Origin of the sequence: Methanolobus halotolerans (genome assembly GCF_004745425.1) — an archaeon.
Lineage (GTDB): Archaea > Halobacteriota > Methanosarcinia > Methanosarcinales > Methanosarcinaceae > Methanolobus > Methanolobus halotolerans.
The window spans coordinates 24,401-40,981 of sequence record NZ_PGGK01000012.1 but is presented as its reverse complement, the minus strand read 5'-3'; the positions used below and the strand labels follow the sequence as shown (position 1 = coordinate 40,981).

Below are 16,581 nucleotides of genomic sequence, written 5' to 3'. Positions count from 1 at the left end.
TGTCAGAGAACGGCCAGAGATTAAAATGCTCAGGACGACATTATCAGGAATACAAAAAGAGATTAGGCGCACGGGAATAATTGAGGGAATGGACGAGAGATAAAGGATGAAATTTGTGCTAAACTTCATTTGTTGTGAGTTTGTGCGCCTAAATGTGCATTAGAAAGCATGATATATAAAGCTTCTCCATGACTTCATAAAACGCAGAGTATGATGATGCTATGAGGAGACTTAATTTATAATGCTCATCAATTATTTTAACTGTGTCATTAATGTTTTCAAAGAACCAGGTAGTACAGGTAATTGAACAAAGATATCCAAGAAAAAGAGAGAGAGGGATTAATGCCAGCAGAATTCCCGGCAGATAGTCATACTTTTGATATACGGGCATTAGCTATCGAGTATTTGACCATCGTATCAATATCCACCTTTTCCTCTTCAAGTGGCAGGGAGGCAAACCTTGCTTTGACCTCCGGGTGATCGGGAACAGCCATGCAGCTGCCTGCCGGTGTTATGGAGATGTCATAGGTGCCTATCCTTCTTGCAATATCAATTATCTCATTCTTGTCAAGACCGATGAGTGGATGATAGATCGGAGCGCAGATCCCATATATCTCGGCATACATGTTCGCTGCGGTCTGGGAAGCAACCTGACCCAGAGATGAACCTGTGATAATGCCGGAGGCATCTTCTGTCTTCATTATCTCGAATGCTATCCTGTACATCGTACGCTTGCACAGTACACAGGTTTTTCCTCGCTCGCATTTATCTATAAAGGCTCTGAGATTGAGACCGTTTGGAACCTCATACACCTTGAAAGGATGTCCCGGACACCATTTCCGAAGCTGGGTTATGCATTCCATTGTCCTCTGTCTTGCACGCTCATCGTTGAAAGGTTCGTTATTGCAGTACACCGGAATTATCTCCACACCCCGCTTCATCAAAAGCCATGTAGATACTGGTGAATCAATACCACCGGATATAAGGGATACCATCTTGCCCTGGGTGCCTATAGGCAAGCCGCCCACACCCTGCACGATCTCCGTGAAAACATAGGCATGTGTCTGGCGCATTTCCACAAATATTTCCCTGTCAGGATCTGTCAGGTCCACTGAAGGTTCCATACCTTTTGATTCAAGCATTTCCCATACGGCATTCCCGCACCCTATTGCAAGATCACGGGATGAGAAATCATGATTACCCGTACGTTTTGCCCTTATTGCAAAGGATTCGCCGTTGCGGAGAAGACCATCTGCCACACTTGCACACATCTTTGCTGCGGATCCGATCGTCGGATCTGTCGTTTGTGCCGGAGAGGCGGAAACCACTCCGAAAACATCCGCAGCTGCTTTGGCTGCATTTCTGTCGGAAGTATGGATGAATACCCTGCCCCATTCACGACCTATTCCCGAATAAGACACTCCGTTCTGCCTGAGCATCGCTTCGATATTGCTCATCAATATCTTTTCATACCAGTTCCTGACACCCGTGCTCTTTAGTGCCAGTTCGCCATACCTCACAATGATTATATCGAACATCAGTTTACCATTCCGGAAAATTTACTTAAATATATCCAACCGGGATTTCCCTCCCGGCTGTGCTCAAAGACAGGCATCCCAAATAACCAGAGTACCCCGACATTTCATTTGCGTATGCTGAAGTCTGCAAATTCTCCTGAACCGGAAGACCAGCTGACATCCACATTTTCCACAACTGCGCGGGAAGGACCCTTTTCCAGCAAGCTGATCAGCTTTTCAATGTCAGCACGCCTGCCCTCTGCAACTACTTTGACCCTGCCGTCCGGGAGGTTCTCTACAAAGCCCATAAGTCCGAGATCAGTAGCATTATCCCGGGTGAACTTACGGAAATAGACTCCCTGCACCCTTCCGGAAACAAGAACTGTTGCAGAGACATGTGCCTCTGCATTTGTATTTACATCCTGCATACAGGTTAATTTGCCTGTGGATTATAAGAACCTTGGCCTTGCGGACAGGAGCTGTGCAAGGGGTAATCCCTTGTATGGCATCCCCCGGACCTCCGAGCCGATCCTGGCATTAAGCTCTTCAAGCGTCATTTGAACCTTCTTTGGTTTATTGGGTTCGGACTCCGACCTGACGGTCACAGTGATATTGCCGGTCTCGACTTCCTTATCGCCGACAACGACTACATAAGGCACCCATTCACGCCCTGCCTCACGGACCTTCTTGCCGACTGTGTCCTCGCGGTCATCAATGTCAACACGATAGTCAAGCTTTTCTGCCACCTGTAATGCAAAGTCCATGTGCTTCTCGGAGATCGGAATTATCCTTACCTGAGTGGGGGACAGCCAGAGAGGTAGCATTGGAACTCCACCGTTTTCAGAATTCATAGCCTCTTTCTCGAGCAGGCCGTATATACAACGTTCGATCGCCCCGCTTGGGGAACAGTGAAGTATTACGGGTTTCTTTGCAGTTCCGTCGGTATCGATGTAATTGATATCATACCTCTCTGCATTCTCGACATCTATCTGGACAGTTGAGAGGGCACTTGCCTTTGCAAGGGCATCTACAAAATTGAACTCGAATTTGAGGACGAAATAAAAGAATCTCGTATCCCACATCTCCACAAGTACAGGTTTTTCAACGGTTTTTGCAAGGTTTGTTATGAAGTCCCTGTTATCTTCATAGAATTCCCTGGTAAACCTTACCGCTACCTCAAAGTCGTCCACCTTTATGCCCACCTTATCAAGTACTCCGATACACATATTGTACTGGGCGTCAAACTGTGCCACCGCCTGCTCCATATCGGTGCAGAGACTGTGCATATCCGGCATTGTGAATGCACGCAGGCGCCTGAGGCCTACCAGCTCTCCGCGCTGCTCCTTGCGGAAGCTGTACCTGGTCATCTCGATCATCTTCATTGGCAGATTCTTGTAGGAGATGGTCATATCGTGGTTCATCAGGAACTGACCAAAGCAGGCGGCAAACCTGAGGAACATGTGCCTTTTATCGGATTCAATGGAATACTGGCGCGCCGGGAACCTGTCAAGATACTTTTTCAGTGTGGGATGCTCCATATCATACATCAGCGGAGTTTCGACCTCCATGGCCCCCACCTTGTAGGATTCTTCCAAAACAAAGTTTTCCAGTAGCGATTTTATCAGCCTGCCCTTGGGATAATAGCGCATATTACCAGAATCAGAGCCGGGCTCATAGTCAGCTATCTCAAGCCTGCGCATGAGTTCCACGTGAGGAGGAGCCCTTTCCACAGCTCTTTGCTTTGATATCTCATAGTTGACGAACTTTTGCAGGTTCTCATGCCCTTTGAAATCGAAATCATCAATACTATGGAGCTCACCATCGGGAGTAAGTATGTGCCAGTAGGACTTGGCCGTGCTTTCGGCTTTGAGTGCCTCGGAGACTACTTCTTCTTTTTCGTCTGTAACGGCTATGGCCTCTCCGCAGCTCACAGGTCCTCCTTCAGGTACAATGGAACGGGAAAGTTCTGATAGCGGGTGACCTTTGCAGCTGATCCTGAAAGCCTTGTACCATCCAAAAGGTGCCCTTTTGACATTGAACTCACCGGAGAGTTCCTTTTCGATACCTTTCAGGACAGAAACAGCTATTTTCGGAGAAGAGAGATCAGAACTCAGATGTGCATACGGATAAAGCATAATGTTCTCTGCCTTTACCTGCCCTGCCACATTCCTGATCTCTGTGAGAGCCTTATTTATGACCTCGTCCACACCGGATTCATCGACCTTCTCGACTGCAATAAAAGCTGTAAGAGCCTCATCAAGCCTGCCGGACCGGAATGACTCTTCGATCTTTTCAGCAACCGGAGTACTTTTTTTGACTTCGTATTCAATGTAATCGGAATGAATTAACAGTAGTTGCATGAGTTCACCTTCAGATAAATGCTAATTTAAATCAGACCATTCCTTATTAATCTTTTCAGGTTTCCCGGAAAAACCGGCCAAATAACACCAGCTAAGGAAAAAAGGAAAGAATCACTCCGGAGTCTTAGTTTCAGAATGAGAAGATCCATCGGAGAAAAGGCATACCGACTTCTCCTTATCCACATATACCCGATACCCTGCGACTATAGCACCAAGGAGTATGGGGGCAGCAAAGAATCCTGCGATCCCACCCACAAATGCACCACCCAGGAAGGCAAGCAATATTAAAAGGGGGTGTATGTGGGATTTCAGACTGGCAAGGTAAGGACGCACGAAGAGTTCGGGAGGCACATAGATCACTATAGATGATACCACGAAGAATATGATCGCGCTCTCCAGGCCCATGTCAAAATAACGGTAAGCCGAGATCGCCAGCAGGACCGTATAGCCTGCAAACATCGGAATAACAGAGGCTATAAAGATAAGAGCCGAAAGTGCCAGGATATTGGAGAGGCCGAATGCATAGAAAACCACCAGCGAGAGTATACTCACCACCAGTGCGGCAGATGCGTTCCCTATGAATATTCCCTGCAGTATGATATCCAGATGAGCGAAATACCTTATCACCGAATCTTTACAGTCTGCCGGCACGATATCTATCACCGCAGCATAGAACTTATGGCCGTCCGCGAGCAGGAAATAACATACTATAATGGATATTACCAGATTAAGAGCGAACATCACCAGGTCCCATGCATAGGAAAAAATGCCCGAATTACCCATCAGGGAGAGGAAGGAAGTTGAAAAATCCCATATCAGCTGCTGCACATCACTGGCATACCTGTCGGGGATATCGATCGTCCTGAAAGAATCAAGTAAGAAGTTCAGGGCATCTGCCTGGTTTTCGATTATCCAGACCACCTGGCGGAATATCTCGAACATACCCGAGCCAATTATAAAAACCATGGGCACGACAATACACATTGTTGCAACAAAGGCACCCAGACGAGGGAACCTGTTCAGTTTCATGAATATAGGCCGGGAAATGTATGCGAACACAAGCCCGAGAACAAGACCGTCGATAATAGGAAGGAATATGAATATCTGAATGATCAGAAGTAACAGGAAGAAAGCTCCTGCTGCTATCTTCCATTTAGAGTCAAGTATCCTGGATACACCGTCCTGTTGAATTGAAACCATTTTCATCCGCCAAAATATTTAGTAAATAATAATCCTTTTTCTATAATAAGCTCTGCCTATTAATAGTCCACATAAATGCAAAAAAAGTACTGGATCCGCTGATCCTCAAAGTTTATTTTCATATTTGATGAGAACACATGAGTCCGTGCATCTGCCACAACATGTGCAATCCTCATTCACAATGATACCTTCTCCCGCAGTCAGGCTGATAGCTCCTGAAGGACAGGCATTGATGCATATTCCACACTCTGTACACCGATGGTTTCTCACCAGCTGCCTCGAGGCTTCTGCAAAGAGCTTTTCCGCCTTTTCCTGAGTTTGCGAATTTATCACCATGCTGCCAGAGGAGAATACTTTCACGGTCGAGGAAGCCCTGGTAGCGAACAGAACCCCGAGCTCTTCCGAGAAAGTGGCCTTTCCCAGAATGTTCATAATATTACCGGCCCTTTTCATGGAGAGACCGTTTATGGCTCCTTCGATGGTATAGCCACCTGCCTTGCAGGGAGAGATCCCGGAGCTGATCTTGATACTGAAAGGACTTTCCTGCAAGCTGAAGGAACTGGATATTCCCATATCCTCACAGAATTTTAACATTTTAGGAGGAAGTTCTTTCCAGCGCCACATCCCATGAGTCACAAACTGCTCCGGGACACCTGCCTTTTCCGCCCAGCTCAGAAGAAAAGTGTTCCATTTTTCACTAAGTTCAGGATGCAGATCCCCAAGTCGCATGTACTCAGCAGAAAGCGCTGCCGGGCAGAGGTAACAACCAACCCTTTCAAAACCCATAGCATAAAGGGGATTGTACTGCAGCCCCCTCCAGTATATGTACAGCCATACCTCAATTGCCCTCCAGTCCCTTATCGGGAAGATGTTGAGCTGACCCGGTACGAAAGGATTCTTCTCACTGGTAGCAATCCTTGCCCTGCTGAATGATTCGTACTTTCGCTTGCCATCAATGGTCAGGCAGACCGGGGCGGTTTCAAGACACTCTTCTATGGCTTCGTTCGCAGGAGCGAGTTTGCAAATCTTACAGCACCACCTGAAGTCCTTGGCAGGAGGACCAAAGGTTTCCACATTATCCCAGAAACCGGTGGCTGCCTTCTTTTCTACAAGCTCGATGTCGTTGTCCCTGCAGTACTCATGTACGAAATCCACGGTCTCCGGGAATTCGATACCCGTATTCAGGAAGAAAGCCTTTACATTGACGTTCCTGAGAGCACTCCTGGCCAGGTCAAGTATTACCAGACTATCCTTTCCACCACTGAAAGAAACATTCACAGGAAGAGATCTGTACGGATCCTGGTTTGCAATACCTTTGATAGTATTCATGGCATTCTTTCCCAGGGTACGCAGATGCGCAACATTCGCAGCGATCACATCATCCAGTGTCGACACCCGGGGATTCAGAGAAACTGTCTGCGAGTCCACTTTCCTGATCCTGAGCACAGTGCCTCCGGCTTTCCGGAGGTCTTCAGTATCACAGTACGCAACGCCATAGCCCGTCAGATTTCCCGAAACTACAAGTACATAGTCACCACTTTTGATACCTGCAGACATTTCCACGACCATATCCGGACCGAGTTTTTTTCCGTTTAGGTGCCTGTTGCTTTTCTTAAGTGTGAAGACCTTTTTGGCGCAATGTTCGAGCAGTACCTTCGCACCCAGGACCATGGGCTCGAAATCGTAATCCATTGATTGCAGGCTGAATCTGAGTATCCCGAAGAACAGGCCATCAACAATTACCTCATCGGCCTTGTCATCCCCGGGAATCTTGTTCAGCAGCACAATGCGTTCACCAAGAGGGTCGCACCCGAAGGACCTGATCAGCTGCTCGCACAGTAGCTGCCTCTCGTAGGGAGAACAGAACCTTACATCAGCAGGCTGGGACAATACGATCCGCCGTCCATCTTGGCCGCAGGTGCAGCATTTTGCCTGAATCAGGGGAACGTTACACTCACTGCACCAGAAAATGAAATCCTTTGCATGATCCGCATACCTCGGGGTCGATCTTCCGGAACTGCGTTCCATGACCTTGCTATCAGGTGATCTGAGCTTTTTACCGGATTGGCGCCGGTGTGACCTGTTTTGATTCATCAGATGTGTAATTTGCTTCTTCGTTTAGAGGCTGGTGAAAATTGTTAAAATAAAAATACCAGTCCGTACAGAGCCGGAACCTGGTCCCGGCCAATAGTTTATCCCATGGAACTGTCACTCTCAAGGTACTTATTGATCGTCCTTGCAGCGATCTTGCCTGCACCCATAGCACTGATAACTGTTGCAGCACCGGTTACCGCATCCCCGCCTGCGCAGACATTGTCCAGGGATGTCTTTCCGGAGCCATCCACAATAATAGTACCGCTGGAACCTACTTCCAGACCTTCCGAACCGGAGAGGATCATCGGGTTGGGAGAGGTGCCGATCGCAATGATAACAATATCGGCATCAAGCACATATTCGGACCCTTCTAACGGCACAGGCCTTCTGCGCCCGGATCCGTCGGGCTCTCCGAGCTCCATCCTGATGCATTCGACACCTTTGACAGCCATGTTCTCGCCTTCGAGAATGCGTACAGGATTGATAAGCAGCCGGAAAATAATGCCTTCTTCTCTGGCATTCTCCACTTCTTCCTTCCTGGCAGGGAGCTCCTCCTCGCTGCGGCGATAAACTATGCTTACCTCGTCCGCACCCAGACGAAGGGCACTGCGTGCCGCATCCATTGCAACGTTGCCCCCGCCCACAACTATAACGCGCTTTCCTCTCTTGATAGGTGTGTCATAATCCGGGAAACGGTAGGCTTTCATAAGGTTAACCCTTGTGAGGAACTCGTTGGCCGAGTAAACACCGTTGAGGTTCTCACCTTCGATCCCCATGAACCTGGGCAGCCCTGCGCCGGTACCCAGGAAAACAGCATCGTACTCTTCCCTCAGCTCGTCAAGGGTCTTTATCTTACCGATCACATAATCGACCTTGACGTCAACACCAAGTTGCTTTATGTAGTCCACTTCTTCCTTTACGATCGACTTCGGAAGTCTGAACTCAGGTATACCGTAGGTGAGCACTCCACCGGTATCATGGAGGGACTCAAAGACAGTAACGTCATGCCCTGCTTTTGCAAGATCGGCTGCCGCAGTGAGTCCTGCAGGCCCCGCTCCTATGACAGCCACGTGTTTGCCTGTTGGCTGCGCCTGTACAGGAGCAACTACGCCTTTTTTCCTTTCATGGTCAGCACAGAAACGTTCGAGCCGGCCTATTGCAACAGGTTCGCCTTTCTTTGCAAGTACACATAAATCCTCGCACTGCACTTCCTGGGGACATACCCTGCCACAGACCGCAGCCAGGGAATTGGTTAGCTTGATGGTGGCGATGCCTTCATCGAAATTACCTGCCTTGACCTGCGCGATGAAGCCAGGGATATCCACGTTCACCGGGCAACCTTGCACACATCCGGGATTCTTGCATTCAAGGCATCGTGCAGCTTCAGCAAGCGCCTGTTCTTTGGAATAACCAAGTGCCACTTCGTCAAAATTGCGGATCCGCTCTTTGGGATCCTGATGAGGCATTGCCTGTCTTGATGCCATCAGTTATCACCCTTGCAGGTGCATTCATGGTTCTGAAGACATTCGGATTCCTCACTGCGGTACAGTGCAAGCCTGCTCATTAGCAGATTGAAGTCTACCTTATGTGCATCAAATTCAGGCCCGTCCACGCAGGCGAATTTAGTCTCACCGCCAACAGAGACCCTGCAGCCTCCACACATTCCGGTACCGTCTATCATGATGGGATTCAGGCTTACGATGGTTTCCACACCATAGGGTTGGGTCATGCCGGCTGCCACCTTCATCAGGATAGGAGGACCAATGACAACTATCCTTGCAACATCTTCACTGCTGTCAAGGATCTGTTTTACCACGTCGGTCACAAAACCATGATGACCTTTGGAACCGTCATCTGTGGCCACATGAAGTTCGTCGCTTGCATCCCTCATTTCATCCTCGAGAATAAGCAGATCCTTGTTCCTTGCACCAATCACGGATATAACCTTGTTCCCGGCTTCGCGATAGGCTTTGACCTGCGGGTACACCGGAGCGATGCCTACGCCACCGCCTACAAGGATGACTGTGCCGAGATCCCTTACATCAGCCGGGGTTCCGAGAGGGCCTGCAAAATCCTGCAGTTCGTCCTCATCCTTCATCTTTGCCAGTTGCTTTGTGGTCTTGCCCATTTCCTGGAAAATGATGGTCACATATCCCTGCTCTGCATCAAAATCGGCAATTGTCAGAGGAATGCGCTCGCTGGTTTCATCGATACGTAAAATAATGAACTGCCCGGCCTTTGAGGCCTTTGCGACATCAGGTGCCAGGACCTTCATCAAGTGGACCTGGGGTGCTATCTGTTTTTTCTCGAGAATTTTATATGACATGTGATCACGTTATAGGATTTGGATATTCAAGAAAGAAATATGTGCTATGATTAGATTTCTAGTACTTAAGAGTTAAGTAGGGGGGGCGATAGAGAAACAGTCATCTGACCGATCTGCAGGGTCCCGGCAATAACCATGAACGCCTTTTGCAAGCATGCTGTAATCTGTGCTTTATCTGGCGGATCAACTCTACAGGAATCGTTGAATTCTTTCGTGATCATCTTTGAGACACTATTATCTTATGAGATACCTGTACCTGAAGGATATTACTTCTGATCGACCGTACCTTAGACCCAACACCCAGAATATATTTACTGAAAACTGACATAATTCGCAGACAGGAGAACTCCACCCAAAGCGACTTTTGTACCATCCATATGCTTATTTATACAAAGCAACCAATTTCCACTTAGTTAAATCGGAGGAATGTGTATAAAGTCGATAATTCTTGCAGGCGGATCGGGGACCCGCCTCTGGCCACTTAGCAGAGAGCTGTATCCCAAGCAATTCTTGAAGATAAGGAACAGATCCCTTTTTCAGGACACGGTTTCAAGATGCCTGCAGGTATCGGATATATCTGAGATATATGTCATTACAAATGAATCTCACAAATATTTCGTTATCGGACAGGTGGAGGAGCTGGGTCATGAGATACCCGAAGAGAACCTGCTGCTTGAACCCGAAGGAAAGAACACACTCCCTGCGATATGTTATGGAATTAAGGAAATTGAGAAGGCCCATGGAAACTCCGTAGTGGGCGTCTTCTCTTCGGACCACGTACTGGACAGCGATGCCATGGAGACCATCGCGGATGCACAGAAGCTCACGTCAGATTACCTTGTGACCTTCGGGATAGTCCCAGCATATCCCCACACGGGATACGGATACATCAAGCCAGGTGAGGAGCTTGAAGTCGGTAAGAAGGTCCTGGAATTCCGGGAAAAGCCATGTCTTGAGGATGCCGAGAAGTATATTTCAGAGGGCTGCCTGTGGAACAGCGGAATGTTCCTTTTTGACACCAGCATATTCCTGAACGAGGTAAAGGACCTGGCACCTGAGGTGTGGGATGCGTTCGACAGCTCCGACAGTATCCAGGACATATTCGCAAAGATGCCCAACACTTCCATAGACTACGGGATCATGGAGAAATCATCCAGGGTTAGTGTTGTCGAGCTTGGGTACAAGTGGAGCGATATGGGTAACTTCAATGCCCTCTACACAGAGTCAGAAAAGGACGACACGAACAGCTGCACCCTTTCATGCGAGAACGTCTGCGTCGACTCGAACAGTAACTTCGTATATTCAAAGCATAAAAAGCTGGTCTCGCTGATAGATATAAACGATATGATAGTTGTCGATACCACCGACGCCCTGCTGGTGTGCCCGCGCAAGAGCAGCGAAAAGGTCAAGAGCGTCGTCAATATCCTCAAAGAAAGAAATGACGATCGCATAAACATCCATGAAACGGTCTACCGCCCCTGGGGCTCCTACACACTGCTGGAGAATTCCGCAGGACATAAGATAAAGAACATATCGGTCCTCCCCAAGAAAAAGCTGAGCCTGCAATTACATCACCACAGGAGTGAACACTGGGTTGTCGTCAAGGGAATGGCATGCGTGGAGAACGGCTGCCAGCAGTTCTTCTTAAGGCAAGGAGAGAGCACGTTCATCAGGGCAGGCGTGAAGCACAGGCTTTCCAATCCCGGGAAATTCCCTCTTGAGATCATTGAGGTGCAGCTGGGAGAGTATGTGGAAGAGGACGATATCGTGAGATTTGATGATGAGTATGGGAGAAGCTAAGAGACTACTTTGAAGTAACAATCGATAAAAAGTACTTATTTTTTAAAAGGAAAAGAGTCTTGTAAATCAATGATACGCAATTATAGAATATGTCATCATAAGCATCTTCTCTTCATATATCTTACTTGAAGGAAATAGTTCCTGAACTTCTTTTTTACTGAGTAATTTTACAGACTTTGCACATTCAATAGCTTTAGACCTCTCTGGACAACGTTTTCTCCAGCCTAAATTAAAATTTTGTATTAACAAGACTTTCAACCATTGAGGAAAGAATTGGTAAAATGGAAACAGGAAATGAGGTTCAAACGGGAAGTAATAATTTGGAGTCTGGATAAAATACCTTCGTCCAACCCTCAGTACCTCCTCTGCCATCCTCCGTTGATCATCATATGTACCAACATGTTCTATTACAGAATTCGAAAAAACAACATCAAATTGGTTTGATGAATAAGTACTTAAATCTCTTGCATCCCCTACTACTGTTTTAATGTTAGAGTATCTACTTTCACTAAGAGACACATTCAGCACAGTAATTTCATAACTGTCATCTCCCGCAAACCCCCATTTTTCCCAGAAGTTCATAGTACCACCAATATCAAGTATCTTCACAGGCGGTTGAATATTTGAAATGATTTCATTAAATAAGATAATACGTTTAAGCCTTAATTTTGTGATAAAAGAACCGGGTTCTGATACATTCATGTATTTTTTAAAAAAATTTGACACCATAAAATCATTCTCGCACGAAGTAATCATTATTAAGATTTAAACCTTCTTTCTTTCTATCGCCTTCCAAACATGCATCCCCCTGAACATACGCTTCATACTCAATAGCAGATATATTTGGTGCCAGATAAAAGAAGACACCAGATTTGAATGCCAATTACCTGAAATAAGTGCAAGGAAAAAAGCGATTAAGACAACTATACCATACACCAAATTAATCTGTGCAAACAAGTATGACCATAAAATCACGCTTGTGAAGAACGCAATAGGCACCACAAAAAACATCAAAATCCTCAGAGGGAAAACGAACAAACCAAACTTGCCATATTTTGGGGATATGAGGTCCATATTATAAATTGTTGCTTCAAGAAGTCTTGCAGATCGACGCAGTTTCTGACGGCGCTGTTGACTGAAGTCCCCTGTGATGTACTCATAAAATTTAGCAGAAGATTCGTAGACACATCTGTAGCCATTACGGATAATTCGGAGTGCTATACCTGCATCTGATGCCCCATGAGTTTCCGGTATCGGTGAGAAAGCCTTTTTCCTTAGGACAATGAGCGGACCATTGAAACAGTATGTGGAATGTATGTTGCTTTCCCATTTACATATTTTACCATACACTGTGCGATATGCTTTTTCAGAACTTGTGGTGAAGGAATTCTTTTTCACTATAGGCTCAAGTTCACCACATACTGCGCCAATATTTTCGTCACTGAGCAATCTACTAATTGCATAATTAAGTGCATCTGCTTCAAAAGTGACGTCTGCATCTGTTGTGACTACAATATCGGTCTTGGCTTTTGAGACACCCAGGTTGACCGATGCATTGGTACCTGTACGCTTCTCTTTTATTATGACTTCACCGGATATGTTGTATTTTTTAAATGCTGATTTTGCGAGTTCCACTGTCTTATCGGATGACTGGTCATCTACAACTATCGCATGGATTTTATCTGTAGGGTAGTTAATGTCTTTCAAGTTTTTTATTCGATGACCAATTACTTCACTTTCGTTATATGTTGGGACGACGACGGATATAACAGGAAAAGTGGTATTTTTTTTAATTATCTGATTTTTTTGAAGAATTACTGCAGCCATATACATAGAATAGATAACTATCGGCAAGAAACTTATTAGTAAGGCTGCGATTAATAGTGAGCTCATAAGTATGATTACACGATCCTACAATATAAGTTTTTTAGGCACAGAATATATACATATATATATATTCTCTTGCCTATAGAACTTAATGGAAGACATAGATTTATTTAGCATGGTAAACGAGAATACTCATAATATTTTGGAATATTTTGGATATTGGCCTTATCAAATTACCCACCTATATATTTATTATTATTGATTGCATAAACCATAAATAGATTCATTGGGTTCAATGCATACACTAATATAGGAGTCGTAGATGTTTGTACAATCCCCTAATAATAAGTCTAAAATTAAATATTCACTCTGATTTCTATGTGTGATTATAAGTGATGCCAGAATTATTGATTGTTATAACTAATGAATCAGCACATAGAAAGAATAGAATAGCCCTTTGTTAACATGAGTTCTTAATAGTTTATTTTACAGGAAACAGATAGAATAGATATATGTGTGTGAGGAGTAAAGTTGTTAAATTTTACTTTCAAAAGAGATAGCCTTACTAAACAATTGCCAAAAAACCTTGTGTTCAATTTTGGTTATTTTGGTATCAACATAATAATAGGTTTACTTTTAGTTCCATATTTTATTGACACTCTTGGGGTTGCAGGTTATGCACTTATTCCTCTGGCAACTTCTATGACCAGTTATGTAAATCTTGTTATTTTATCGCTTAACAGCTCAGTTTCGCGGTATTTGACTATTGATCTTCAAAAAGAAGATTACAACACAGCTAATAAAACATTTAATACTGCATTGTTTGGAACACTTGGCTTAGTTTTATTGATGCTTCCTGTAGCTTTGATTATATCATACTATGCACCTGAGTTTTTTGAAATATCCAGTGAGCAAAAGCAGGATGCAACACTATTATTTATTGGTGTTATATGTGCATTTCTATTAAGGGCATGGAGTAGTAATTTTGGTGTATCCTTATTTGCATATAATCGCCTTGATCTTCAAAAAACCATAGATTCAATCAACCTTATAACTCAAGTTATCTTAATTATAACTTTATTTACAATATTCTCCCCAAAATTAAGTTACATAGGATTTTCTTATTTATTAGGTGCATTGATTGCATCTATAATTACAATTTATTTTTCAAGGAAAGTTAATCCTCACTTAAAAATCAGATTTAAGGATTTTGAGCTATCCCAGTTAAAAAAAATCACAGACACTGGAGGATGGATTACTATCACACAAATTGGGACTCTGTTCTATTTGCAGATTGATCTGATTGTTGTTAATAGGTTATTTGATACTGTTGCGGGCGGAGAATACTCTATAGTGCTTATGTGGAGCATTCTATTGAGAGGTGTGGCTGGCCTTTTTGCAGGAGTTTTGACACCAGTGGTCTTAAGTTATTATGCAAAGGATAAGTTTGAAGAAATCATATCCATGTCTAAAAGTTCTGTCAAATTCATGGGACTGACAATGGCCTTACCAATCGGTATAGTATGTGGCTTTGCTCCTATCATACTATCTATATGGGTAGGACCCGAATTTATAAAACTTTGGCCCTTAATGCTAGTGCTTTTACTGCATCTTGTTATAAATTTGTCTGTGCTTCCATTGTTCTCTATCAATGTAGCTTATAATAAAGTCAAAATTCCAGGATTGGTAACTTTATTCATGGGTATTGGAAATCTCTTACTCGCAATAGCCCTTCCGTTAATCACAAATTGGGGCTATTATGGGGTCGCTATTGCGGGAGCAATTATGCTAACAGCAAAGAATGCATTGTTTACTCCACTATACACAGCAAAGATAATGGATATTTCGAGGAACACATTTACAGGATCGATGCTCCTAGGAATAACACTTGCTATCATTGTTACGGGAATTAGCAGAATAATTTATACGTATTTAGATATTTCAAGCATTGTACCTCTGGTGATTTCATGTGCATTAATCTCCATAATATACTTTGGGTTTTCGTGGACAACTTGCTTGAATAAGAAAGAACGCAGTATTCTTGTGTCATTCATACCTTTAAAAATAAGGAGGCAACTTAAAATTGCCCAGTATAGCTGAAAATGTTGTTAATAATGATTTGTGTATAGGTTGTGGAGTTTGTGCTGGAATCTGCCCCCAACAATTACTTGTAATGAATTTTAATATTCATGGAGAATACAATCCTTTTTTGAAACAACCTTGCTCTACAGAATGTGGTTTATGCATGAGAGTTTGCCCATTCAATGAGGGAAACATGAATGAAACCGAAATTGGAAGGAAACTTTTTGAGAAAATAGAGGGAATCAAATATTCCGAGGAAACTGGTTATTATCTGGATTCATTCGTCGGTTATTCACCCACATTTAGAGAAACAAGCGCATCCGGAGGTATGGCAACATGGCTTCTTGCAAAATTATTGGAAAAGAGCGTTGTCGACTATGTAATATGTGTTGCTACTCAAGACACTCCAGAGAAATTGTTTAGCTTTCAGATATTTGAAGAGGCTGAATCTATTGCTCGTTCATCAGGATCAGCATATTATCCTGTTGAATTATCCGACATGATTAAAACAATTCTCGACAAACCCGGCAGGTATGCGATCACAGGACTACCTTGTTTTATAAAAGCAATCAGACTTGCAACTACTCAGAACCAAAAATTAAAGGAAAGGATTACTGTTCTTATAGGTCTTGTTTGTGGTCAGATGAAAAGCAAACATTATACTACTTACTTGTCTGAATTAGCGAACGCTGGGGGAAAACTTCAAAGGGTTAATTACAGAGGTAAGAGTCCTGATAAACCTGCAAGTAATTATTATTTCCACTGCATCAACCAGTATGGTACTGAAGGAAAAGTGTTCTGGAATGATGGTGTCTCTGAAGCTTTTGTTAATAGATGGTTCACACCGAATGCTTGTAACTATTGTGATGACGTTTTTGCAGAGCTGGCAGATGTTTCATTTATGGATGCTTGGTTACCTGAATACTCGAACGACAACAGTGGAACGAGTCTGATGTTGGTAAGGTCGCATGCTATTTTAAATCTTGTTCATCAAGCTATTGATAATGATGAAATTAATGTAAATAATATTCCTGTTGATAAAGTAATACAAAGTCAGGCGGGAGTTCTTAATGTCAAAAGAAAACTTCTCTCTTATCATTTGCACCTAGCATCTAAAATGAATTTAATAGCACCCAATAAAAGAGTGAATCCAAATAAAAGGATCGGATTTCTTAATCAAAAAGAAGTTGAGCTTAAACTGAAAATGCAGGAAAATAGTAAGCATTTTTTTATTACCAGAAATCAAACAATGAACATAAAGAATGTCAGAACTATAATGCATCCATATCTAAAACAGACTAAAAATCTAAGACTAATAAAAAGATTAACATTTCCAATCCGCATTGTTAAAAAATATGTAAGTATAAGGAGATAA

General features: G+C 43.9%; 12 protein-coding genes. 3 read left to right on the top strand and 9 right to left on the bottom strand.

Features of this window, described 5'->3' with window-relative positions:
• Positions 1 to 368 precede the first annotated feature (368 nt).
• From thiI to CUN85_RS10290, 7 genes are all read right to left on the bottom strand, one after another.
• Positions 369 to 1,538 (bottom strand): tRNA uracil 4-sulfurtransferase ThiI, encoded by a 1,170-nt coding sequence (gene thiI / locus CUN85_RS10320; protein WP_135390244.1) that lies wholly within the window; start codon positions 1,536 to 1,538, stop codon positions 369 to 371.
• A 104-nt stretch (positions 1,539 to 1,642) separates the two neighbouring features.
• Positions 1,643 to 1,945: an acylphosphatase gene (locus CUN85_RS10315; RefSeq protein WP_135390243.1), complete on the bottom strand. Its 303-nt coding sequence runs from the start codon at positions 1,943 to 1,945 to the stop codon at positions 1,643 to 1,645.
• Positions 1,946 to 1,966: 21 nt separating this feature from the next.
• Positions 1,967 to 3,877, bottom strand: a complete 1,911-nt coding sequence (locus tag CUN85_RS10310; RefSeq protein WP_135390242.1) for a threonine--tRNA ligase — start codon at positions 3,875 to 3,877, stop codon at positions 1,967 to 1,969.
• Between the two features lie 111 nt (positions 3,878 to 3,988).
• A complete protein-coding gene (locus CUN85_RS10305) occupies positions 3,989 to 5,077 on the bottom strand; it encodes an AI-2E family transporter (protein ID WP_135390241.1) in 1,089 nt (362 codons plus the stop codon).
• A gap of 105 nt (positions 5,078 to 5,182) precedes the next feature.
• Complete coding sequence (locus tag CUN85_RS10300; RefSeq protein ID WP_135390240.1) at positions 5,183 to 7,171, bottom strand: phosphoadenosine phosphosulfate reductase domain-containing protein; 1,989 nt, start codon at positions 7,169 to 7,171, stop codon at positions 5,183 to 5,185.
• Positions 7,172 to 7,269: 98 nt separating this feature from the next.
• On the bottom strand, positions 7,270 to 8,655 hold the full coding sequence (gltA, locus tag CUN85_RS10295; protein WP_135390239.1) for an NADPH-dependent glutamate synthase: 1,386 nt from the start codon (positions 8,653 to 8,655) through the stop codon (positions 7,270 to 7,272).
• On the bottom strand, positions 8,655 to 9,497 hold the full coding sequence (locus CUN85_RS10290) for a sulfide/dihydroorotate dehydrogenase-like FAD/NAD-binding protein (protein WP_135390238.1): 843 nt from the start codon (positions 9,495 to 9,497) through the stop codon (positions 8,655 to 8,657). Before CUN85_RS10290 ends, gltA begins: the two co-directional genes overlap by 1 nt.
• Before the next feature lie 426 nt (positions 9,498 to 9,923).
• On the opposite strand from CUN85_RS10290, the gene CUN85_RS10285 reads away from it, so the two are divergent.
• Positions 9,924 to 11,297, top strand: a complete 1,374-nt coding sequence (locus tag CUN85_RS10285; protein WP_135390237.1) for a mannose-1-phosphate guanylyltransferase/mannose-6-phosphate isomerase — start codon at positions 9,924 to 9,926, stop codon at positions 11,295 to 11,297.
• A gap of 66 nt (positions 11,298 to 11,363) precedes the next feature.
• On the opposite strand, the gene CUN85_RS10280 is transcribed toward CUN85_RS10285, so the two are convergent.
• Together CUN85_RS10280 and CUN85_RS10275 are read right to left on the bottom strand one after the other, a co-directional pair.
• Positions 11,364 to 11,999: a class I SAM-dependent methyltransferase gene (locus CUN85_RS10280; RefSeq protein WP_135390236.1), complete on the bottom strand. Its 636-nt coding sequence runs from the start codon at positions 11,997 to 11,999 to the stop codon at positions 11,364 to 11,366.
• A 63-nt stretch (positions 12,000 to 12,062) separates the two neighbouring features.
• Positions 12,063 to 13,124 (bottom strand): glycosyltransferase, encoded by a 1,062-nt coding sequence (locus tag CUN85_RS10275; RefSeq protein WP_235856291.1) that lies wholly within the window; start codon positions 13,122 to 13,124, stop codon positions 12,063 to 12,065.
• Between the two features lie 573 nt (positions 13,125 to 13,697).
• On the opposite strand from CUN85_RS10275, the gene CUN85_RS10270 reads away from it, so the two are divergent.
• Entirely contained in the window at positions 13,698 to 15,224 is a 1,527-nt protein-coding gene (locus CUN85_RS10270; RefSeq protein WP_235856290.1) for an oligosaccharide flippase family protein, read from the top strand.
• Positions 15,208 to 16,581 carry a Coenzyme F420 hydrogenase/dehydrogenase, beta subunit C-terminal domain gene (locus CUN85_RS10265; protein ID WP_135390233.1) on the top strand — a complete coding sequence of 458 codons (1,374 nt, stop codon included), beginning with the start codon at positions 15,208 to 15,210 and terminating at the stop codon, positions 16,579 to 16,581. The genes CUN85_RS10270 and CUN85_RS10265 overlap by 17 nt, the downstream gene beginning before the upstream one ends.